The following is a 20,174-nucleotide window of genomic DNA, read 5'->3' as shown; positions in this document are numbered from 1 at the left end:
ACCACAAGAGCGCAACTGACATTGAGCGATCACCCGTCGCGGCTATTCAAAAAACACTCAAGCCACTGAAAAACCGCTTTAAAACAGCTGCGGTAGCGCGCTTGGCGAGTTTTTTGCCTTGAGTAATAGAGCGCGCCGCCAACGAAGGCATTTAGCGCCTGATTCGACATTTGGGCAACGACGCCCCTAATCCCGCTTTCACCGGCGGCGTTAGGGGCGTTTTTCGTTTTGGCGCCCGTGCCGGCGTCGCCCCGAACAAGGAGGCCCCATGCGCTCTTCTACATATTCAAACGTTTGCCGTGACGACGAGCTGCTCGACCGCGAACCGCGTCACCTGATCATCGTGGGTAACGGCATGGCCTGTCACCGCCTGCTCGAAGCGCTGGTCAAAGCACCCGGCCGGCCGGCAAGCATCACCGTCATCGGTGAAGAGCCGGTGCCCGCTTATAACCGTATTCTGCTGTCGCCGCTTTTGAGCGGTGAAACGAGCCGCGACGCGCTCACCCTGCGCGAGGCGCGCTGGTACGCCGATAACGCCATTACGCTTCGCCTGAACGAGCGGGTGCTGGCCATCGATACCGCCGCGCGTCACATCGATATCGACCGGGGGCGGCTCGCCTTCGACGAGCTGGTGCTCGCCACAGGATCAACACCGGCGCTGCCCGAGATTCCCGGCATCGAGCTCGACGGCGTTCACGCCTTTCGCAGCGTGAGTGATGCCGGCGCGCTCGACGCCATCGCCCGGCGCGGCGGTAAAAGCGTTGTCGTCGGCGGGGGCCTGTTGGGGCTCGAGGCCGCGGAAGGGCTGCGCAAACGCGGCGGCGATGCGCTCGAGGTCAGCGTGCTGCACCGCAGCGCCTGGCTGATGAACCGCCAGTTGGACATCTACGCCGGCGGGCTTTTAAAAACCACGCTGGAGCGCCGCGGGCTTGCCATTCACACCGACGCCTCGATCGTCGCGATCGAAAGCGACGCCCAAGGGCGCGTGGCCGAGGTAACGCTAGAAGATGGCCGCACCCTCGAGGCCGCAAGCGTCATCATCGCCGCCGGCGTCACGCCCAATATGGCGCTTGGCCAGCGCGCCGGGCTCGACTGCGAGCGCGCGATTTTGGTGGATCACCACCTTCGCACCTCGCACCCGTCGATTTTTGCTCTCGGCGAGTGCTGCCAGTTCCAGTCGCACACCTTTGGCCTGGTCGAGCCGATCTGGCGCCAGGTGGATACGCTCGCCCAAGTGCTCAGCGGCGCCCCCATCACGCCCTACGTCGAGGCTCCCACCGCTACCCGGCTCAAGATTAGCGGCATCGACCTTTATGCCTTCGGCCCCGTAGAGCAAAGCGACGCGCACGACACGCTTTACTACTGCGACCCCGAAGCCAACGAGTACCGCCGCCTGCTGCTCAAAAACGGGCGAATCAAAGGCGCGGTGCTGTTCGGCGATACCGCTCAGGGCCCGTGGTATTTCAACCAGGCACTGAATGCGGCGGATCTCAGCAAAGCCCGCCCGGCGCTGGTGTTCGGCCAGGCAGACGTAGAAACGCTGTTGGCGGCGGATACCGCCCAGCCCTCCCCCACCCAAGAGGCGGCTTAACCATGACAACCAAACAGAAACTGCTGATCATCGGTAACGGCATGGTCGGCCACCACCTGGTCGAACGGCTCGTCGAGGCCGGCGCGTGCGAACGCTTTGCTATCACCGTGTTTGGCGAGGAGCGCCACCGCGCCTACGACCGCGTGCATCTCTCCGAGTACTTCACCGGCCGCGACGCCGAGTCGCTGGCGCTGTGTGACGCCGACTACTACGACGTTCAGGGCGTCACGCTCAAATCCGGCGAAAAAGTGCTCGAAATCGACCGCGAGGCAAAGCACGTGATCACCGATCAGGGGCGCTACGCCTATGATCACCTGGTGCTCGCCACCGGCTCCTACCCGTTCGTGCCGCCCATCGAGGGCCGCGATGAGCCGGGGTGCCTGGTCTATCGCACGTTGGAGGATCTCGACGCCATTCGCGACGCCGCCGAGCATGCCACCAACGGCGTGGTGGTCGGCGGCGGGCTTTTGGGCCTCGAGGCTGCCAATGCGCTGCGCGGCTTGAACCTCGACACCGCCGTGGTGGAATTCGCCCCGCGCCTGATGCCGATGCAGGTGGACACCGATGGCGGCGCGCTGTTGAAGGAAAAGATCGAGTCGCTGGGCGTACAGGTGCTGACCGAGCGCGCTACCCAGCGCATCGAAAAAGGCGAGCAGAGCCGCCTGCGCATGGTGTTTCAGGATGACAAGATACTCGAAACCGACCTGATCGTATTCTCCGCCGGGATCCGCCCTCAGGACGACCTGGCCCGCGCCTGCGGGCTTACGCTTGGCGAGCGCGGCGGCGTGGTGATCGACGATCACTGTCGCACCAGCGATCCGGCCATTTTCGCCGTCGGCGAAGTGGCGCTTTGGAATCAGAGCATCTTTGGCCTCGTGGCGCCGGGCTATCAAATGGCCAAGGTAGCCGCCGCTAATCTGACCGGGGGCGAGGCCCGCTTTGGCGGCGCCGACATGAGCACCAAACTGAAACTTTTGGGTGTGGATGTCGGCGCCATTGGCGACGCCCACGGCGACCGCACCCCCGGCGCGCGCATGTTTCGCTACCTTGACCCGCTCACCCAGGTGTATCGCAAGCTGGTGGTGTCGAGTGACGGCAAAAAGCTCCTCGGCGCGATGCTGGTCGGCGATAACGCCGCCTACGACACGCTGCTCCAGTACTACGCCAACGCCCTGGAGCTTCCCAAGGAGCCCGCCTCGCTGATTCTGCCGCAAAGCGGCGCGGCGCCGGCGCTTGGGGCGGACGCGCTGCCGGACACCGCCATGATCTGCTCGTGTCACAACGTGACCAAGGGCGGCATTCGCGAGGCGATCAACGAAGGCGCGCTGGACCTGGGCGGCGTCAAAGGCGCCACCAAAGTGAGTACCGGCTGCGGCGGCTGCGCCACGCTATTAAAGTCGGTCGTGGATCACGAGCTTGCCGCCCAGGGTGTCGAGGTGGATCACTCGCTGTGCGAGCACTTCGCCTACACCCGCCAAGCGCTTTTCGACATCGTGCGCGTGGAGGGCATCAAGACCTTTAGCGAGCTGATGGAGAAGCACGGTAGCGCAGGCCGCGGTCATGGCCTTGGCTGCGACATCTGCAAGCCCACGGTCTCGTCGATTCTTGCCTCCTGCTTCAACGAGCCGATCATGGACGCCGCCCACGTGCCGCTGCAGGACACCAACGACACCTTCATGGCCAACATGCAGAAAAACGGCACCTACTCGGTGGTGCCGCGCATCGCCGGCGGCGAGATTCCCCCGGACAAACTGGTGGTGCTGGGCCAGGTGGCGCAGAAGTTCGATCTCTACACCAAGATCACCGGCGGCCAGCGCATCGACCTGTTCGGCGCGCGCCTGGACGACCTGCCGGCGATTTGGGGCGAGCTGATCGAAGCGGGGTTCGAAACCGGCCATGCCTACGGCAAGTCCGTGCGCACGGTGAAGTCCTGTGTGGGCAGCACCTGGTGTCGTTACGGCGTGCAGGACAGCGTCGGCATGGCGATCAAGCTCGAGCACCGCTACAAGGGCCTGCGCGCCCCGCACAAGATCAAGTTCGGCGTTTCCGGCTGCACCCGCGAGTGCGCCGAGGCGCAGAGCAAGGACATCGGCGTCATCGGCACCGAGAACGGCTGGAATTTGTACGTCTGCGGCAACGGCGGCATGCGCCCACGCCACGCCGAACTCTTCGCCACCGACCTCAACGACGAGGCCCTCTACCGCACCATCGACCGCTTTTTGATGTTCTACGTGCGCACCGCCGACCGGCTGCAGCGCACCTCGGTGTGGCGCGAGAACCTCGAAGGCGGGCTCGATTACCTCAAGGAAGTGATTCTGGAAGATAGTTTAAGCATCGGTGACGAGCTCGAGCGCCAGATGCAGACCCTGATCGAGCGCTACGAGTGCGAATGGGCTAACGCCCTCAGCGACCCGGAAAAGCTCAAGCGCTTTAGAAGCTTCGTCAACGACGAACGCCCCGACCCGTCCATCATCATGACCTCCGAGCGCGGCCAGCTGCGCCCAGCCTGATCATCGACCGATTGCCTTTCAAGGAGACCGTTATGACCTCAGCCGCTCTCGCACTCAAGGATGTATCAGCGCCCGCCTGGCAGCCCCTTTGCCACCGATCGGACCTGGTAGCGTTTTCCGGCGTGGTGGCCTGGCGCGAAACGCCCCAAAGCAAGCCCTGCCAAATCGCGCTTTTCTACCTGCCGGGCCACACGTCGGAACTCTACGCGCTGGATCACTTCGATCCGTTCTCCAACGCCTTCGTGATCGGCCGGGGGATCGTCGGCGATCTCGACGGCGAGCCAGTGATCGCCTCGCCGATTTACAAGCAGCACTTTCGCCTGAGCGACGGCCAGTGCCTCGAGGATGAAAACGTGAAGCTTCGCAGCTGGCCAGTGCGCTTCGAAGACGATCGCGTGCTGATCCAGGCCTGATCTTCACACTCATCAACAAAAGCGCCGCCTCTGAAGAGAGGCGGCGCTTTTCATTCCGGTGATCGCGGCCGAACCCTCATCCGGCCCTATCGGGGTTACTCGTCGCTATCCAAAAACGCGATCAGCGCCTCGTTGAACGCCTTCGCGTGCGTGACGTTCAGCCCGTGGGGCCCGCCTTCGATCACTTCGAGTTTTGAGTTCGGCAGCGTTTCGCTGGCGCGCTTGCCGCTGACCTCGAGCGGCACGATGCCGTCGGCGTCGCCGTGAAGCACCAAGGTCGGCAGCTTCATCTTTGGCAAATCGTCGCGAAAGTCGGTATAGCTAAACGCCTTGACGCAATCATACGTCGCTTTTGGCGAGGCGAACGCCGCGATGTCGCGGTGGTAGCGGCGGTTGGGTTCGCTAATCAGGTCGCTCTTATCGCTGGCGGTGAAGAAGTTTTTGGTGAAATCTTCCAAAAACGCCAGGCGGTCGCCGCGCACGCCGTCGAGAAACTCGTTGATGGTCGCATCGTCGAGGCCACCTTCCGGGTTGTCGTCGGCCTTGTACAAGTATGGTGGCACGGCGGCGGCCAGCACCGCCTTGCTGACACGCTCGGTGCCGTAGTGAGCGATGTAGCGCGCCACCTCGCCGCCGCCCATGGAGAAGCCGACTAACGTGGCGTCGTGAACGTCGAGCGCATCGAGAAGCTTCTTGAGATCCGCCGCCAGTGTGTCGTAGTCGTAGCCGCCATCGGCCTGGGTCGACTTGCCGAAACCTCGGCGATCATAGGTGATCACCTTGTAGCCCGCCTCGACCAGCGCCGGCACTTGCGGCTCCCAGGAGCGGGAGCTGAGCGGCCAGCCGTGAATCAGAACGACGGGCTTGCCCGCTCCGTGAACCTCGTAATAAATCTCGACCGGCGTTCCCTGTTCGGTTCCAGCGTTCAAAAGCGGCATCGAGTCACCCTCCAGATTGGTTGAGCAGTCGTGTGAACACGTGGTTGAACGTGCTAACGGCTTGTCTTTAAAGGCTAGTACAACTCCCAAAAGCTTTCCAAAACGTCGCCGGGCGGGAAAATTGCTATGCTGAGGCGGTGTCGAATTGACGCCAACCTTGCTACAGGAGAGCCAGCATCGGTGAAGACAGAAGCGAGTACTCTGGGATTTTCCGCCTTGATGGCGCTGTTGATCGGCGTGGTCGGCATCGCTGCAACGCTTGCGACCAACTCCCAGGCCATCCTGCTGGACGGGCTTTTCAACCTGATCTACTTCGTGGTGGCGCTGGTCACCATCAAGGTAAGCCGGCTGGCGAGTCAGCCGGACAGCGATGCCTACCCGTTCGGCTACAGCTATTTCGAGTCGCTGGTCAATTTGTGCAAGGGGCTTTTGATTTTTGGGGTTTCGATCTTCGCGCTGGTGGACGCCATAGCGGCACTGTTGACCGGCGGGCGGGAGATCGCAGCGGGCATCGCCGTGCTCTACGCCATCTTTGCCACGCTCGTCTGCTCGCTGACCGCTTGGGTAATGCATAAAAGCGAGCGCCATGTCGCAAGCCCGCTGGTCGCCGCGGACAAGCTCAACTGGGTGGTGAACAGTATCATCTCCGCGGCGGTGCTCTCGGCCTTCTGTCTGGTGGTGCTGTTTCAGTACCTGGAGTTCGAGCGCGTTCTGCCTTACATCGACTCGATTCTGGTCATCGCCGTGGTACTGCTTTGCTTGGGCGTGCCGGTTCGCATGGCGGGCCAGGCGCTCGGTGAGCTGGTCAACAAGGCGCCCACGGAGGATATAGCGGCGCCGGTTCGCGCGGCCGTGGCTCAGGGGCTCGAAGGCGTCGAGGCGCTGGAGGTACGCGTGCGTATCGTGCGTCCGGGGCGGCTTTTATATGTGATGGTGCACGTAGTGCTGCCCAGGGAAGACGATTCGATGTCGCTCACCACACAGGATAAGCTTCGCGACCGGGTCGACGAGCAGGTGCGCCGCCACTATTCACCCGCGGTGTGCGATGTCGTCTTTACCGTCGATACCCGCTGGGCCGCGCCCACCAGCGGGCTGTTGGTTCGCCAAATTCATTGACCGGGCTCGATACAGGCACTAATGCAGCCGGCGCTTGAGCGTATCGGACGGGCGCTCGTTGAAGAGGCTTTTATAGTCGGTGGCGAACTGGCTAAAGTGGGAAAAGCCGTGGTTGGCAGCGACATCCGAGATGGTGACGCCGCTTTGAGACAAAAGCTCGCGACGCACGTCGTTAAGGCGCGTGGCGCGAAGAAACTGAACCGGGCTGATCCCCAAAATGCTCTCGAAGCTGTACTGCAGCGTGCGCCGGCTCACACAGGCGACGCTGCAAAGCGTGGCGATATTCACCGGCGCCTGCTCGACGCTTTTAAGGTAGGCCTGAACGCGGTCGACCACCGCGCGCCGCCGGGCGTAGCTGGGCGCGGCGCGGGTATCCAGCCGCGCGTGCCCGAGCAGGGCGAGCACGCCGTGAAGCAGCGCTTCTTTCTCCGGCAGGCCGTCAGAGGCCGCGCCGCTGCCACCCAAAATGCGCGTGACCTGCTCGGTGAACCAGCGGATACGACGATCATCAATGGCAAGGCGCGGCGTCGAGGCCAGGCTCAAGTGCGCCATACTCACGCCTTCACGCTCGGCGAGCTCGAAGAGCTCCTCAAGCGGCACCAGCATGTTCATGAGATGGCAATCGTCCGGCGTCATCAGCTCGAACGCACGACTGCCCATGCGCCACAGCACTTCGTTGCGTTCGACGCACTGTCCATCGATGCGCACGCCTTCATGACGAATCGGCAGCCCGATCCAAAGCGAGTCCTGCCAGGGCGCACAGTGCTGGTGAAGCGCCAGGCGGGTATATTCATTGATGACCTGCACGCCGTCGAAGCAGCACTCGTCCACCCGCCCGGTAAAGTGACCGGCGCTGCACTGGTTGTACTCCTGCTCCCAGCGCGTCAGGTTGAGCGCCTGCTCGTTGACTTCGCGGCTGACGATGCTGCGCCGCCTGGGTGCAGGCGCAGGGCCCGCTGGGCCATTATGGGGCAACGGGGCGAAGCCGGTTGGTTTGCTCCCAAACGCCAGCGGCGCCAGGGTACTCGCCTCACAGCGCTTGGCGGGATTGCGCGCCGCGGCGCTATTGGTTGCTGCACTGGTTATCATCACGCTGCCCGGACCACTTTTGCCAAATTTTGATACCGCTCTCGGATGAGGCTCTCTACTCTCAAATAACAAGCAATATTCATTCCTTTTACATCGTGTTTGCGCGAGACGATGTAAAAGGCGCAGAAAAAGGGCAACGGCGCGGCCTTCCGCGTCATCTAATAACGGGGAGAAGACCCATGGGGAACGCAGTCGATCAGGAGTACCTGGCCAAGCGCCAGCTCAAAAAAGGCACTGCTGGCTGGATGTTGCTGGCCGGGCTCGGGGTGTCCTACGTCATTTCCGGCAACTTCGCCGGGTGGAACTTTGGCCTGGCCGAGGCCGGCTGGGGCGGCTTTTTGATCGCCGCCGTGCTGATGGCGATCATGTATTTCACGCTGGTGCTTTCGCTCGCTGAAATGTCGGCGGCGATTCCCGCCGCTGGCGGCGGCTACAGCTTCGCCCGCCAGATCATGGGCCCGGCCGGCGGGTATCTCACGGGGCTGGCCGTATTGATCGAGTACGCTCTGGCGCCAGCGGCCATCGTGATCTTCATTGGTTCCGCCGTCGAGGAGCTCGTGGGCCTCAACGGGCCTTTCGTCTACGCGCTCTTTTACGCCGTGTTCATCGGGGTCCACCTGGCTGGCGTCGGAGAGGCGCTGAAGGTCATGGTGGCCATCAGCGCGCTGGCGGTCATCGCGATTCTCGCCACCGCCGTGGCATTAGTGGGCGATTTCGATAGCGCCAACCTGTTTTTGATCACCGCCACCGACGGCGAAGGCGGCTGGCTGCCCTTTGGCTGGTACGGTGTGTGGGCGGCGCTGCCGTTCGCCATGTGGCTCTTTTTGGCGGTCGAAGGCGTGCCGCTGGCCGCCGAAGAGGCGCGCGAGCCCGCGCGCGACATGCCGCGCGGCATCATCGCCGCCATGGCGTTTCTACTCTTCACCGCCGCCCTGGTCACCTTCCTGCTCGCCGGTGCGGCGGGCGCCGACGTCATTGCCGACAGCGCCGTGCCGCTGGTCGATGCGCTGAACGTGACCGGACGCCCCGGGCTTGCCACCGCGATCAACGTGCTGGGCCTTGCCGGCTTGATCGCCTCGTTCTTCTCGATCATCTACGGCTACAGCCGCCTGGTGTTCGCGCTCTCCCGGGCCGGCTACCTGCCCAAGGCACTGTCACTGACCAGCAAGCGCAAGGCGCCGGTGTGGGCGCTAGTGGTGCCCGGCGCGCTCGGGTTTCTGGTTTCGCTGACCGGTGAAGGCGATCTCATTCTGGCCATGGCTGTGGTCGGCGCAACCCTCTCCTACGCGCTCATGGCGCTGAGCCATATCCTTTTGCGCCTGCGCCGCCCGGAGCTTGCTCGCCCCTACAAAACGCCCGGCGGCGTGGTTACCTCCGGTATCGCGCTAACTCTCTCGCTCGTTGCGCTGACCGGGGTGTACGCGTTCGACCCGCGCGCATTCAACTACACCATCGTGCTGTTCCTGTTGGGCGCAGCCTACTACTTCGCCTACGCCAGGCACCACTTGGTGGCGAAAACCGCCGACGAGGAGCTGGCGCTGATTCTCGACGCCGAGCAGGCCGCCGAGAAGCTTGACCACACCACCGCCGCCTCGCGCACCTGAGTTAGTGCCCCAAGGAGAGACGCGATGTATACCTCGACTCTGCTGGCTCGACTCGAAGAGCAACTGAGCGCCTCGCTTGGCGAGTGGCGCTTGCCTGCCGACACCCACATCGAGCTTCTGACCACCTCGGAAAACGCGACGTTTCTGGCGCGCTGTCCGCGGACCGGGCGCCGGTACGTGCTACGCCTTCACCGCCCGGATTACCACAGCCGGGAAGAGATCGAATCGGAGCTTGCCTGGACGGCGGCGCTGCGCGCCGACGGGCGCATCACGACACCTGCGCCGCTGCCGACCACCGGCCAGAGCCCGGTCGTCACGTTCAACCTCGACGGGCAGCGCTTTTACGCGGTGGCCTTCGAACACCTGCCCGGTGACGCCCCAGCCATGGACGACACGCTGCCCGCCTGGTTCGAGAAGCTCGGCGCCCTCACCGCCACGCTGCACGACCATAGCCGGCACTGGGCGCCTCCTGCGGGCTTCGTGCGTAAGCGCTGGCATTTGAATTCGATGATTGGCCCCGAGGCGCTTTGGGGCGACTGGCGCCGTGCGCCGGGGCTTTTGAAAGCCGACGAGCGCGCAATCGACCAGGCGATCGAGCAGATTCACCGCGTCATCGACACGTATGAGGCGCGCGAAGGACGCTACGGGCTCATACACGCCGATCTGCGTTTGGCCAACCTGCTGGTCGAGGGTCGCGAGCTGGCAGTGATCGACTTCGACGATTGCGGCTTTTGCTGGTACGCGTTTGATTTTGCCGCCGCCATCAGCTTCTTCGAGCTCGACCCGCTGATTCCAACGCTTCGCGAAGCGTGGATTCGCGGCTATCGGCGCGTTGGCGACTTCGACGCCGAGGACGTTGCCGCGCTCGACACGTTCATCATGATTCGCCGCGTCATGCTGAGCGCCTGGCTTGCCACCCACGCCGACAGCCAGGCCGCCCAGGCGCTTGAGAAGAACTTCATTGCGGGTACCGCCACGCTCGCGCGCGCCTACCTGAGCACCGCGCGCCACGCCGCTCGCGTTTGAGGAGACCACCATGAGCGATACTCGCGGCATTCTCGACCAAAACGCGTTCCGTCTCGAGCAGCTCGACCCCAACGAGACGGCGCTGGGCGACCTGGTGCAAAAGCGCCTAGCCACCGTCGGCCCGACCTCGATGCTCTTTTATGAAAAGCCCCTGCACCTGGTGCGCGGCGAAGGCGTGTGGCTCTACGACGACCAGGGCCGGCGCTATCTCGACATGTACAACAACGTCCCCTCGGTCGGCCACAGCCACCCGCACGTCACCCAGGCCGTGGCCGCGCAGATGGGTACGCTCAACACCCATACGCGCTATCTGCACGAGGGCATTCACCGCTACGCCGAGCGCCTGCTGGCCACCCTTCCCGATTCGCTTTCACGTCTGGTACTCACCTGCACCGGCAGCGAAAGTAACGACCTGGCGCTGCGCCTAGCGCGCCACTGGACAGGCAAACGCGGCGTTATCGTATCGGAAGCGGCCTACCACGGTAACACCGCGGCGGTGACCGAGGTCTCGCCCTCCTCCTACAAAAAGGGCGCCCCGCCGGACAGTGTTTACGTGATTCCCATTGCCGATATGTTAGGCACCTCCGACCCCGCCGCCTGGTTTCAGGCGCAAGTGCAGCGCGGGGTAGAAATGCTGGATGCCCGGGGCCACGGCTGCGCCGCGCTGCTGGTGGATTCGATCTTCTCGAGCGACGGCATCGTCGCCGACCCGCCCGGCTTTATGGCGCCCGGCGTTGCCTGGCTGCAGGCCAAAGGCGGGCTGTTGATCGCCGACGAAGTGCAGCCCGGTTTTGGCCGTACCGGCGCCGGGATGTGGGGCTTTTCCCGTCACGGTGTGACGCCGGATATCGTGACGATGGGAAAACCCATGGGCAACGGCTTCCCCATGGCGGGGCTTGCCGCGCGTGACGATTTGCTGGCGGCGCTCAATGCCGAGGTGGGCTACTTCAATACTTTCGGCGGTTCAACGGTGGCGGTCGCCGCCGGTATGGCGGTACTCGACGTGCTGGAAAACGAAGCGCTGATCGACAACGCCAGGCGCCAGGGCGACACCCTAAAGGCGGCGCTGGCAGCACTCGTCCCCCGCTTCGAGGCGATTGCTGCGGTGCGCGGCGCGGGGCTGTTCGTCGGTCTCGATCTCGCCACGCCCGAGGGCGCCCCCGACGCGGCGCTGACCGCTCGAGTGATCAATTCGCTCAAGGAGAACGGCGTGCTGATCGGGGCGGCGGGCCGCTTCGGCCATACCCTAAAGATTCGCCCGCCGCTGTGCATTAACAATGAAGAGATCGCGCTGTTCGTCGAACAACTCACTCACGCACTTGAGGTGACCACGCGTTAGTATCCCGCCATCGCTGGCTCGGCCAGACGCCGTGCCTGCCGGGTCATCATGATAAACAGCAACGCGCTCCCCACCAGCAGCAGCGCACCAAAGATGCCAAACGCCACGCGGTGGCCAAACGCGTCGATCAACCAACCTGTCGTCACCACGGGCAGGCTGAAACCGATGTAAGCCAGCAAAAAGAAACCGGCGCTGGCCTGGGTGGTGCGCTCGCCAGCCCTGGCCAGTACGCCTCTTAGACCGCCCAGATAAATAAACCCGTAGCAGGCGCTGCTGGCAAAAAACGCCCCCAAGAGCACCGCCAGCACGACGCCCTCCAGCGCCCCCCAAATAATGAGAGAATAAGCAATTGGCAGTACCACCAACCCACGCCGGACGGCGCTTGCCGGGGAGAGCGCGCGAGCCCAAGGCTGAAACAAGACGCCGGCACTGCACACGCCGAAGACCGCAAAGCCGCTATACGCGCCCAGTTGATGGGTCGCAAGCGCTGAGGGCAGAATAGCGATCACAAGCCCAACGGTACTCCAGGCAAGCAGTATGGCAAGCCCAAACGCGAGCGCTCCCGGCGGATAGCCGGGTAGGCGCAGCATCGAAGAGCCGGTCTGTTGACCGACAGGCACAGGGCTGGGCAGCTTCATTACGCCGACCAGCGCCACCACGCCCGCACCAAGGGCAAGCCCCAGACTCCAGGACGCGGCCTGCGGCGAGTAAAGCAGTGCCACGCTGGTCAGCGCAGCGCCAAGGCCAAACCCCAGGGCGCTACTCAGGGTCACGTAACCCAGCGCTTTTTGCGAAGGCTCGCCGCGCCACAGCCACTGCATATAGCTTGGCGCGACGCTGGACACCAGCCCCATGGCAATGCCCAGCAGCCAGCGTGCACAGCCGAGTGTGACCATGGAAGGCACAATGAGCATCAACAGCGTCGCGACCAAGCTGAGCAAAAGCGCGGCGACGATCAGCGCCTTGTAACCCACCCGCTCAGCCAAGCCGTTGAGGCCAAACAGCACCGGAATAACGCCCGCCACGTAGCAGGCAAAGGCCACCGTGGTGGCCGTTACGCCCACCCCGGATGCCGCGGCTAGACGCTCGTAAAGCGGGGCGTAAAGATTGACCGCGCTGGTCACCATGCAGACTCCCAATGCCAAGCGCAGCGCGCGATGCTCTCTCATGGGTTCGCTTCCTCGATGGCTAAAGAAAGCTACGTTCTCACCTCGAACCTCGCTGAGTAAGATACACTGCGGTTTGTTTTCAAAGCACTGTACAGGCGTATTGGGGGAACAGTGGCATCGACGGGCAACGCATGAAACTCATCCTGGATCGCGAGGGCAGCACCCCTCTCCCGCGTCAGCTCGAGACCGGTATCGTTGAATGGATCGATCAACACAATCTCGCCAGCGGCTCTCGCCTTCCGTCCATTCGCCAGTTGGCCGGCACCCTTGGAGTCAGTCGTAACGCGGTGATCGAGGCCTACGAGCGCTTGGTGGCCAGTGGCCACGTGCGTGCCAAACCCGGCAGCGGCTTTTTCGTGACCACGCCGAGTCGCGATGCCAGCCCGTTTGGGGAGATCACCAACGGTCTGTGGGGGCTTTTCAATCAGCAAGATGAAGCGCTCAACCTGGGCTGCGGCTGGCTGCCCAGCCACTGGAGGGAAAGCAGTGAGCTGACCTACGCCGTGCGACAAGTAACCCGAACGGACCGCTCGGCGCTGCTTGATTACGGCACGCCCCATGGCTCGCCACATCTTAGGGCGCTATTGCAGGAGCGCCTGCGGGCGCTGGCGATTCACGTCAACGCCCAGCAAATCGTTACCACCGCCAGCGGCAGTCACGCGCTGGATCTTCTGCTCAGGCTATTGGTAAAGCCCGGCGACACGGTGTTCGTGGAGTCGCCGGGCTACTACAACCTCTTCGGCCTTCTGCATTTGCACGGCGTTCGCGTTGTTGGGGTGCCGCGCTTGGCCGATGGGCCGGATATCGAACACCTGCAAACGTTGTTAGAGACCCACCGCCCCACGCTTTTTTACATCAATAGCGTGTTTCATAATCCAACGGGCAGCACGCTCTCCCCCTCAGTCGCCCATCAACTGCTACGCTTGGCCGAACGACACGACTTCAAGCTGATCGAAGACGATATCTATGCCGACTTTCAGTCCACCCCGAGTACGCGGCTGGCATCGCTGGACGGTTTGAATCGCGTGATCTATCTGGGGAGCTTCTCTAAAAGCCTTTCCGCGTCACTGCGCGTGGGGTTTATCGCCGCGCCGCCTGCGCTTGTCCAGCCGCTGGTGAGCATCAAGATGCTCACCAGCATCGTGGGTGCGCCCTTTGCCGAGGCGGTGGTGGCGCTAATGCTTGAAAATGGCAGCTACCGTCGACTGACCGAGCGCTTGGCCACCCGTCTCGAACGTTATATGGGCGAGGCAATCCAGCTACTACTTCATCAAGCGCGTTGGGAAATATTCACCGCGCCGACAGGCGGGATGTTCGTATGGGCGAAACCGGCCGGGAAACATAGGACGAGACTCGATGAGCTCGCTCGCGACCACGACATTCTCTTGTCACCCGGACAGCTTTTCTATCCCGACCAGGAAACAACACCTTGGCGACGGCTGAACGTCGCCTATATGAAAGACGCTCGCGCCTTGAGGTTTTTCCAAGCCTTTTAATGAGTTCGGGCACACGGTGAGATGCCCAATAACGTTGCGCAAAAACATCTAAAAAGCGAGCGTTGCTCACTATAAGCCACCGTCCTCAGCTCACCAGCGCCTTCAGTTCGTCAACCAGTGTTTTGGGGAGCGTTACTCCGTTTCGTAGGCTGTTCTGGCGCGCCTCGAAGCGGCGCTGGGAAGGAAGCCGGGCGCCCTGGCCCAGAATCCTGTCGAACAGCGCTTCGGCGTGCTCCAGATGCTGCGCCGCGTGCTCGCCTAGAAACGCGTCTGGAGACAGCGCCAGGATTAGCTCGCCATGAAACGGTTTACCGGTCTGTTCGGCGTTCGCCGCTTGGGTTTCATGGCCGAATACGTCACCGATCAGCGGCCCGGCCAGCAGCTCGATCATGGTTGAAAGCGCCGAGCCCTTGTAGCCCCCGAATGTGCGCATGGCACCGGCCAGCGCGGCGACAGGGTCGGTTGTTGGATTAGCCTCGGCGTCCATCGCCCAGTGATCAGGAATGTCCTTGCCCGCACGCCGATGCAGTTCTATTTCTCCGCGCGCCACGACGCTGGTGGCAAAATCGAACGTATAGGGCGAGCCGCCCGGGCGCGGCCAGGAAAAGGCGATGGGATTGGTGCCCAAAAGCGGCGCAACGCCCCCGGCCGGCGCCACGAAGGCGTGGGTCGGGGTCATGGCGATCGCCACCAGTCCTTCGCTTGAAAGCGCTTCGACCTCGGGCCACAACGCTGAAAAATGAAAGCAGTTGTTGATGGCAAGCGCCGCCAAACCGCTCTGACGCGCCTTTTCGGCCAGCAGCGGCTTACCCATTTCAAAGGAGAGCAATGAGCACCCCTGATGGGCATCGATGCGCAGAACCCCTGGCGCCTGATCCACGATGCTCGGCTGGGCATGAGTATTCACTGCGCCGTTTCGCGCGGCCTCGACGCAGTTGATCAGCCGGTAAAGGCCGTGGGAGTGACATTCGTCACGCTGAGCGGCCAGCACGCTGCGCATAATGGCGTCGGCGTGGGCTTGGCTATAGCCGTGATGCTGGAGAACGGTCAGGCTTAAGGACTTCGCCTCCTCAAGCGACAAGGTGATCGTTTCGCTCATATGGTTTCTCTCCTGTTGGCTATGGGTAATCTGGAAGCGCAGGATCGATGTGCACATCAAGCCACTCATCGGCGCGTACGTAAAAGTCCAACAGGTTCAACTATTCAACGGGTGTTTCAATCTCGTTCGCAATTGTTCCAAATAAGCCAGCCCAAGCTTCGAGCGAGATTACGCGGCGGGTATCGAAGTCTTCTCAGTTAAGTGCATGTGTTAATGACCGTTCGCTGGTCGACCAAGAACCTGCTCTTCCAATGGCATGGCCGCTCTTTGGATAGATTCCATTAGGGCGTCACCCTCAAATGCATCTACTTGTATGTATAGTAGGTCTTATAAGCACGGTTGAGATGCTGAAACATGGCGGCGTTGGCCGCCTTGGCATCTCGTGCCAGAATCGCTTCGAGAATATCAGCGTGCTCTCGGCTCACTTTCGCCAGATACTGATGGGTCGTCTGCGTATCGGCTTGAACCGACATGAGCTTTGCCCGCGGTATGGTGCCTACATCCCACTGCTCATAGATCGTCACGAAAGCCGGGTTGTGGGTGGCTTGCGCGATAGCCGCGTGAAAAGCAAGGTCTTCGTCACGTGCCTGTGTGGCATGCTGGCAGGCCTGCACGAATTCCTCATGCAACCTGATAAGACGCTCCTTGTCTTCATCGTCGTGACGCCTGGCGGCCAACGCGGCAACTTCGGGCTCGATAGTCAACCGCAGCTCGAGAATATTCAAAATGTCCTCGATCGTTCGCAGTCGTATTTTCTTCTCGGGTGCGCGGGTTTCGGGTGTAGAACGCAAGACCCGCGTGCCGATCCCCCTACGGGTTTCAACCAGCCCCTGCGATTTCAGGTGAGTGATGGCTTCACGTATGACGGTACGACTTACGCTGAACATGTCGCAGAGTGCGCCTTCGGGCGGCAGCTTGTCCCCTACCGGAATTTCTTCGCGTGCGATGATATCTTCCAGCTGTTGAGATACCTGTCGCGACAGGCTGCCACCATGAACCAAAGGTTCTATGCCCAGCTTTTTCATTCTTGTCCGACTCTCACTTGAAAACTGAAATTCAGGGTTTTATTGCGCCCTCCCTCATGCTCGATACTATATCGTATTTGCTGCAGTTTTTAATCATACATATGACGATCAGTCATCGGGATGACTGGCCGACGCGAACTTCCCGCCCTGGTAAACCACCTCAGCGGCATCAGCGGCCGGAACATCGCCCTTGGCCTCGACCTCTTCGCGCCACTGCTCGGAACTGTGCTCGGGTTTCCATCCCAGAAATGAAACCAGTTGGTTGTCCCACCACTGCTCGGCGTTGTTTGATGCGCCGTAGATGACGGTATTGCCAAGCTTGGGTGCCTGAAAGGCCCGCTCGAACATACCCATCAAATCCTCGACGTGAAGCCATGTTGCGAGCATCCGAGTATCGGCGGGTTTGGGAAAGCAGGATCCAATACGTACGCTCAGCGTCTCGATGCCAAATTTATCGTGATAGAGGCTGGCGAGGTCTTCACCAAAGCACTTGGAAAGACCGTAGATGGAGTCCGGGCGATGCGGCACTTGAGTGTCGATCTTGCGAGTGCGCTCGTAGAAACCAATGGTATGGTTGGAGCTTGCGAAGATGATGCGCGGTTTGCCCAAGTGACGCGCGGCTTCGTAAAGGTTGTAGGTGCCGATGATGTTCGCCTGTAGGATGCCCTGCCAGGGTTTTTCGAGCGATACACCGCCCAAGTGGATAACGCCATCGCAACCGTCGAGTAATGCCTTGACGCCTTCGTAATCGGCCAGATCACACGTGACAACCTCTTCATGAGAAGCGGCGTCGGCGATATCGGAGATGTCGGAAAGGCGAACGTTTTTAGCAAGCTTTTGAAGATAAGGACGAATCGCCTTGCCAACACCACCGGCGGCGCCCGTTACCAATAATCTGTCGAGCATCGTGATCTCCTTCGGTTTTTACGTTTGAAATCGAATCGTATTGAGCATTAAAAGTCGTAGAGCAGTGCCGGATTATCGACCAGGATTTTCTGACGCGTTGTTTCGTCGGCCCAATCCAGCAGAATATCCAGCTGTTCGGCGTCACTTGGGTACTGCTCACGCTTGACGCCGACGTGCGGCCAGTTAGAGCCCCAGATGACGCGATCCGGCGCGTGGTCGATCACACGCTTGGCGATGGGCGATACATCGGAGTAATCCGGCCCGCCGGTCAGGCTGGTTTCATAGGCACCGCACAGCTTGAACCAAGCGTTACCTTTGTCGATCAGACGCAGGATATCGTCGACGCGCCGATCATCGGCGTCTACCGGATCAATGAACTTGCCGATATGATCAATAATGTAGCGGCCCTCGATCTTTTGCAGTTCATCGAGGTAGTCGGGCAAATCACGGCCGTTAAACTGCACCATCAAATGCCATCCCATCCCCTGAATGACTTTCTCGACGGCCAGCATGTGGTCGATTCCTACTGCACCGCCGGGGAGTTGCATGATGCGAGCGCCGCGTACTCCGAGCTCGTGAAGCCGCTCGAGCTCTTGTTGTGAAGTCCGTGGTGTTATGACCGCAATCGCCCGCGCCACGTCAGGGCCAAGCAGTTTCAGCGCCTGAACCAAAGCCTCGTTGTTCGCCTGATAAGCATTGGGCTGTGTTACGACCACCCGCGAAAGCCCCAGCCAACGCTGCAGTTCCCGGTAGTTCTCCACCGTTGCGAGCTCCGCGATGGCCGGCCCTCCTTTTTGGGCTTCAAAGCCCGCCAGAAAGATATGGGCATGGCAATCGGTTGCGCCCGCGGGTGCTTTTAAACGCGGAGCGGGACCAGTTAACGGTCGGGTATTTTCTGGAATCGACATCATGGCTCCTGTTGACTTAATAATAATCGCGACCTGGTTTTAACTTTGTCGGGCAATGTCGATCAGTCTGGAAAGTTGATCACGCTCTGACGACGTCGGCATCACCAGCGGCGCTCGTACTTGTCCGGCCGGTTTACCAATGATTTCCGCGCCTAGCTTGATCAGGCTGACGGCGTAGCCTCTTTTCTGATCGCGCAGTTCCACAAAGGGTATGAAGAAGTCCTGAGTAATTTTTTTGACGGTTTGATGTTCGCCGGCTCGCAGCGCTTTATAGAACATCGAAGCCATGTCAGGTACGAAATTAAACACTGCTGATGAATACGTGTTCACGCCGATCGAGAGGTAAGCTTCGGCAAATATCTCAGCGGTAGGGACACCACCGATATAGGCGAGCCGATCGCCCACGGTTTTGACGATTTTGTTCAGCGCCTGGATATCGCCTTTGCCGTCCTTGAGCCCGATGAAGTTCGGGCAGGCGTCTGCCAGCTTTTTGACAGAGGCGGCATCCAGGACGCCGTTACCGCGGTTATAGTAGATGACGTTCAGCGAGGTGCTGGCGCAAATCGCGCGCGCGTACTCTACCAACCCGTTCTGGGGACATTCGGTAAGGTAAGGTGGCATCAGCAGGATACCGTCAGCGCCGGCCTCTTCGGCGATTTTCGCTTGCGCCTGGGCCTGCTCTACGCTTTGACCGGCGCTTGCGATAATAGGAAGCTTTCCGCCAATGGTTTCGACCGCCGTGGTGACGACATCGCGAAAATCATCAAGCGACAGGCTGAAAAACTCCCCTGTTCCTCCGGCAACGAACACCGCAGAAATGTCATGGCTTACAAACCACTTCAGCCGGTCCTGATAGCTTTCGCGGGCGAAACGCCCTTGACTATCGAAGTCCGTGACCGGGAATGAAAGCAGGCCATTTGAAATGGAGGCCAATGTTTTTTCACGTGAAAAATGCATGGAAGAAATTCCTACATGATGTCTCGTTGTGATACATCACACAACCATAAGTGGAAGCCAAAGCTGGATCAATATAAAACCGCTCCTGGGGATGTACCCCAGTCCCTTGCAGCCGATACAGACTATCCAGCCTCGACTCGCCAGGATACCGGATTCAAAACCTGTAGCTATAGGTCAGTTGCACCGCATCGTTGTGTTCACCGGCATTGAAGGAAGCCCCCTCACGGGTCTCATCCTTTCGCTTGTAAGTTACCGCCAATGTATTTGCCGAGTTGACCCGGTACGCTGCGCCGAACTCATGTTCCCAGCGGTCGCTGCTACCGGTATACATGCTGCCCGTGTCGCCGAGCACGTAGGCGTAGCTTGAGTTCCAAGCCAGGCCGATCTGATCGGTCAGCGCATAGCCGATATAGCCATCGATTCGATTGATGCGAGAGCGGTCTCCGCCGCCTTCGCTAAACGTCTGATACTCATAGCGATAGCGCGCCCCGACTCGCCAGTCGTCATTGACCCTGTAGTTGAGCCTGACCATGGGGCGCATGGTTTCCGATCCCGGATTGAACTTGTATTCGATCTTGGGCTGGATCGACCAGCGGTTATCTTCATCCAACGAATAGGTATAACCGAACCCGAACAGGTTTTCCGCTAATTCAGGTCTTCCGCTAACTTCATCCCTCCAGCGACGCTGATGCTCGAAGGCAATACCGATGTCGTTATCGAACACGTGCCCAACCCCGAACTTCACCTTGAAGTCCTGACTTTCTCGGAAGGTCTGCTCGTATTTGGTCGATATCGTTGTCGAGCTAGCGTAAGCAGCGCTACTCGAGAAAGCCGCAAGCGCAAGAAGTCCGATAACCAGCTTATTGTTTTTCATAAAAACCACCTTGTTGAAAAGTTTGTTGTTGTCGCGAGCGTTTTGGTCTAGCAAAAAATGACTCCTTGATATCATTTATGACGTATTACCTTTGAGGACACCCTCGCCTCGCGT

17 protein-coding genes are annotated in these 20,174 nt (G+C 60.9%); 8 read left to right on the top strand and 9 right to left on the bottom strand.

Annotated elements, in window-relative coordinates; translation table 11 throughout:
* Positions 1-268: 268 nt before the first annotated feature.
* From ACGLWX_RS07765 to nirD, 3 genes are read left to right on the top strand one after another with little or no spacing between them, the layout of a single operon-like run.
* Positions 269-1,591, top strand: coding sequence for an NAD(P)/FAD-dependent oxidoreductase (locus ACGLWX_RS07765; RefSeq protein WP_396238720.1), 1,323 nt, complete (start codon positions 269-271; stop codon positions 1,589-1,591).
* Positions 1,592-1,593: 2 nt separating this feature from the next.
* Positions 1,594-4,101 (top strand): nitrite reductase large subunit NirB, encoded by a 2,508-nt coding sequence (nirB, locus tag ACGLWX_RS07760; RefSeq protein ID WP_396238718.1) that lies wholly within the window; start codon positions 1,594-1,596, stop codon positions 4,099-4,101.
* Between the two features lie 32 nt (positions 4,102-4,133).
* Positions 4,134-4,514: a nitrite reductase small subunit NirD gene (nirD, locus tag ACGLWX_RS07755; protein ID WP_396238716.1), complete on the top strand. Its 381-nt coding sequence runs from the start codon at positions 4,134-4,136 to the stop codon at positions 4,512-4,514.
* A gap of 95 nt (positions 4,515-4,609) precedes the next feature.
* Here nirD and ACGLWX_RS07750 read toward each other — a convergent pair whose 3' ends face one another.
* A complete protein-coding gene (locus tag ACGLWX_RS07750; RefSeq protein ID WP_396238714.1) occupies positions 4,610-5,452 on the bottom strand; it encodes an alpha/beta fold hydrolase in 843 nt (280 codons plus the stop codon).
* A gap of 180 nt (positions 5,453-5,632) precedes the next feature.
* Here ACGLWX_RS07750 and ACGLWX_RS07745 point away from each other — a divergent pair, with 180 nt between their 5' ends.
* Positions 5,633-6,568 (top strand): cation diffusion facilitator family transporter, encoded by a 936-nt coding sequence (locus ACGLWX_RS07745; protein WP_396238712.1) that lies wholly within the window; start codon positions 5,633-5,635, stop codon positions 6,566-6,568.
* 18 nt (positions 6,569-6,586) lie between these two features.
* Here the strand turns inward: ACGLWX_RS07745 and ACGLWX_RS07740 are convergent, their stop codons facing one another.
* On the bottom strand, positions 6,587-7,657 hold the full coding sequence (locus ACGLWX_RS07740) for a helix-turn-helix domain-containing protein (protein ID WP_396238710.1): 1,071 nt from the start codon (positions 7,655-7,657) through the stop codon (positions 6,587-6,589).
* Positions 7,658-7,836: 179 nt separating this feature from the next.
* Here ACGLWX_RS07740 and eat point away from each other — a divergent pair, with 179 nt between their 5' ends.
* From eat to ACGLWX_RS07725, 3 genes are read left to right on the top strand one after another with little or no spacing between them, the layout of a single operon-like run.
* Positions 7,837-9,261 carry an ethanolamine permease gene (eat, locus tag ACGLWX_RS07735; protein WP_396238708.1) on the top strand — a complete coding sequence of 475 codons (1,425 nt, stop codon included), beginning with the start codon at positions 7,837-7,839 and terminating at the stop codon, positions 9,259-9,261.
* A gap of 24 nt (positions 9,262-9,285) precedes the next feature.
* On the top strand, positions 9,286-10,287 hold the full coding sequence (locus tag ACGLWX_RS07730) for a phosphotransferase enzyme family protein (protein WP_396238706.1): 1,002 nt from the start codon (positions 9,286-9,288) through the stop codon (positions 10,285-10,287).
* Positions 10,288-10,297: 10 nt separating this feature from the next.
* A complete protein-coding gene (locus tag ACGLWX_RS07725) occupies positions 10,298-11,626 on the top strand; it encodes an aspartate aminotransferase family protein (RefSeq protein WP_396238704.1) in 1,329 nt (442 codons plus the stop codon).
* On the opposite strand, the gene ACGLWX_RS07720 is transcribed toward ACGLWX_RS07725, so the two are convergent.
* Positions 11,623-12,795 carry an MFS transporter gene (locus ACGLWX_RS07720; RefSeq protein WP_396238702.1) on the bottom strand — a complete coding sequence of 391 codons (1,173 nt, stop codon included), beginning with the start codon at positions 12,793-12,795 and terminating at the stop codon, positions 11,623-11,625. The two genes, ACGLWX_RS07725 and ACGLWX_RS07720, sit on opposite strands and share 4 nt — an antisense overlap.
* Positions 12,796-12,926: 131 nt before the next feature.
* On the opposite strand from ACGLWX_RS07720, the gene ACGLWX_RS07715 reads away from it, so the two are divergent.
* Entirely contained in the window at positions 12,927-14,291 is a 1,365-nt protein-coding gene (locus ACGLWX_RS07715) for a PLP-dependent aminotransferase family protein (protein WP_396238700.1), read from the top strand.
* An 85-nt stretch (positions 14,292-14,376) separates the two neighbouring features.
* Here the strand turns inward: ACGLWX_RS07715 and ACGLWX_RS07710 are convergent, their stop codons facing one another.
* The 6 genes from ACGLWX_RS07710 to ACGLWX_RS07685 form a co-directional block, all read right to left on the bottom strand.
* A complete protein-coding gene (locus ACGLWX_RS07710; RefSeq protein ID WP_396238698.1) occupies positions 14,377-15,390 on the bottom strand; it encodes an Ldh family oxidoreductase in 1,014 nt (337 codons plus the stop codon).
* A gap of 305 nt (positions 15,391-15,695) precedes the next feature.
* Positions 15,696-16,415, bottom strand: coding sequence for a FadR/GntR family transcriptional regulator (locus ACGLWX_RS07705; RefSeq protein WP_252106493.1), 720 nt, complete (start codon positions 16,413-16,415; stop codon positions 15,696-15,698).
* Between the two features lie 108 nt (positions 16,416-16,523).
* Positions 16,524-17,321, bottom strand: a complete 798-nt coding sequence (locus tag ACGLWX_RS07700) for an NAD(P)-dependent oxidoreductase (protein ID WP_252106492.1) — start codon at positions 17,319-17,321, stop codon at positions 16,524-16,526.
* 47 nt (positions 17,322-17,368) lie between these two features.
* Positions 17,369-18,229 carry an amidohydrolase family protein gene (locus ACGLWX_RS07695; RefSeq protein WP_319022794.1) on the bottom strand — a complete coding sequence of 287 codons (861 nt, stop codon included), beginning with the start codon at positions 18,227-18,229 and terminating at the stop codon, positions 17,369-17,371.
* A gap of 39 nt (positions 18,230-18,268) precedes the next feature.
* Positions 18,269-19,186 (bottom strand): 5-dehydro-4-deoxyglucarate dehydratase, encoded by a 918-nt coding sequence (gene kdgD / locus ACGLWX_RS07690; protein WP_396238696.1) that lies wholly within the window; start codon positions 19,184-19,186, stop codon positions 18,269-18,271.
* Positions 19,187-19,340: 154 nt separating this feature from the next.
* Positions 19,341-20,114 (bottom strand): oligogalacturonate-specific porin KdgM family protein, encoded by a 774-nt coding sequence (locus ACGLWX_RS07685; protein ID WP_396238694.1) that lies wholly within the window; start codon positions 20,112-20,114, stop codon positions 19,341-19,343.
* Between the last annotated feature and the right edge of the window lie 60 nt (positions 20,115-20,174).

Origin of the sequence: Halomonas sp. HMF6819 (assembly GCF_044335525.1) — a bacterium.
Classification (GTDB): domain Bacteria; phylum Pseudomonadota; class Gammaproteobacteria; order Pseudomonadales; family Halomonadaceae; genus Vreelandella.
Note: the sequence above shows the minus strand (reverse complement) of the source record. Positions and strands in the feature narration are given on the sequence as shown.

Excerpts from the sequence above, each read along its gene's own strand:
- ACGLWX_RS07730 (WP_396238706.1), top strand. The coding sequence starts at position 9,286 with ATGTATACCTCGACTCTGCTGGCTCGACTCGAAGAGCAACTGAGCGCC.
- ACGLWX_RS07700 (WP_252106492.1), bottom strand. The coding sequence starts at position 17,321 with ATGCTCGACAGATTATTGGTAACGGGCGCCGCCGGTGGTGTTGGCAAG.
- ACGLWX_RS07705 (WP_252106493.1), bottom strand. The coding sequence starts at position 16,415 with ATGAAAAAGCTGGGCATAGAACCTTTGGTTCATGGTGGCAGCCTGTCG.
- ACGLWX_RS07750 (WP_396238714.1), bottom strand. The coding sequence starts at position 5,452 with ATGCCGCTTTTGAACGCTGGAACCGAACAGGGAACGCCGGTCGAGATT.
- ACGLWX_RS07720 (WP_396238702.1), bottom strand. The coding sequence starts at position 12,795 with ATGAGAGAGCATCGCGCGCTGCGCTTGGCATTGGGAGTCTGCATGGTG.
- ACGLWX_RS07710 (WP_396238698.1), bottom strand. The coding sequence starts at position 15,390 with ATGAGCGAAACGATCACCTTGTCGCTTGAGGAGGCGAAGTCCTTAAGC.
- ACGLWX_RS07765 (WP_396238720.1), top strand. The coding sequence starts at position 269 with ATGCGCTCTTCTACATATTCAAACGTTTGCCGTGACGACGAGCTGCTC.
- nirB (WP_396238718.1), top strand. The coding sequence starts at position 1,594 with ATGACAACCAAACAGAAACTGCTGATCATCGGTAACGGCATGGTCGGC.
- kdgD (WP_396238696.1), bottom strand. The coding sequence starts at position 19,186 with ATGCATTTTTCACGTGAAAAAACATTGGCCTCCATTTCAAATGGCCTG.
- nirD (WP_396238716.1), top strand. The coding sequence starts at position 4,134 with ATGACCTCAGCCGCTCTCGCACTCAAGGATGTATCAGCGCCCGCCTGG.
- ACGLWX_RS07695 (WP_319022794.1), bottom strand. The coding sequence starts at position 18,229 with ATGTCGATTCCAGAAAATACCCGACCGTTAACTGGTCCCGCTCCGCGT.
- ACGLWX_RS07725 (WP_396238704.1), top strand. The coding sequence starts at position 10,298 with ATGAGCGATACTCGCGGCATTCTCGACCAAAACGCGTTCCGTCTCGAG.
- ACGLWX_RS07740 (WP_396238710.1), bottom strand. The coding sequence starts at position 7,657 with ATGATAACCAGTGCAGCAACCAATAGCGCCGCGGCGCGCAATCCCGCC.
- ACGLWX_RS07715 (WP_396238700.1), top strand. The coding sequence starts at position 12,927 with ATGAAACTCATCCTGGATCGCGAGGGCAGCACCCCTCTCCCGCGTCAG.
- eat (WP_396238708.1), top strand. The coding sequence starts at position 7,837 with ATGGGGAACGCAGTCGATCAGGAGTACCTGGCCAAGCGCCAGCTCAAA.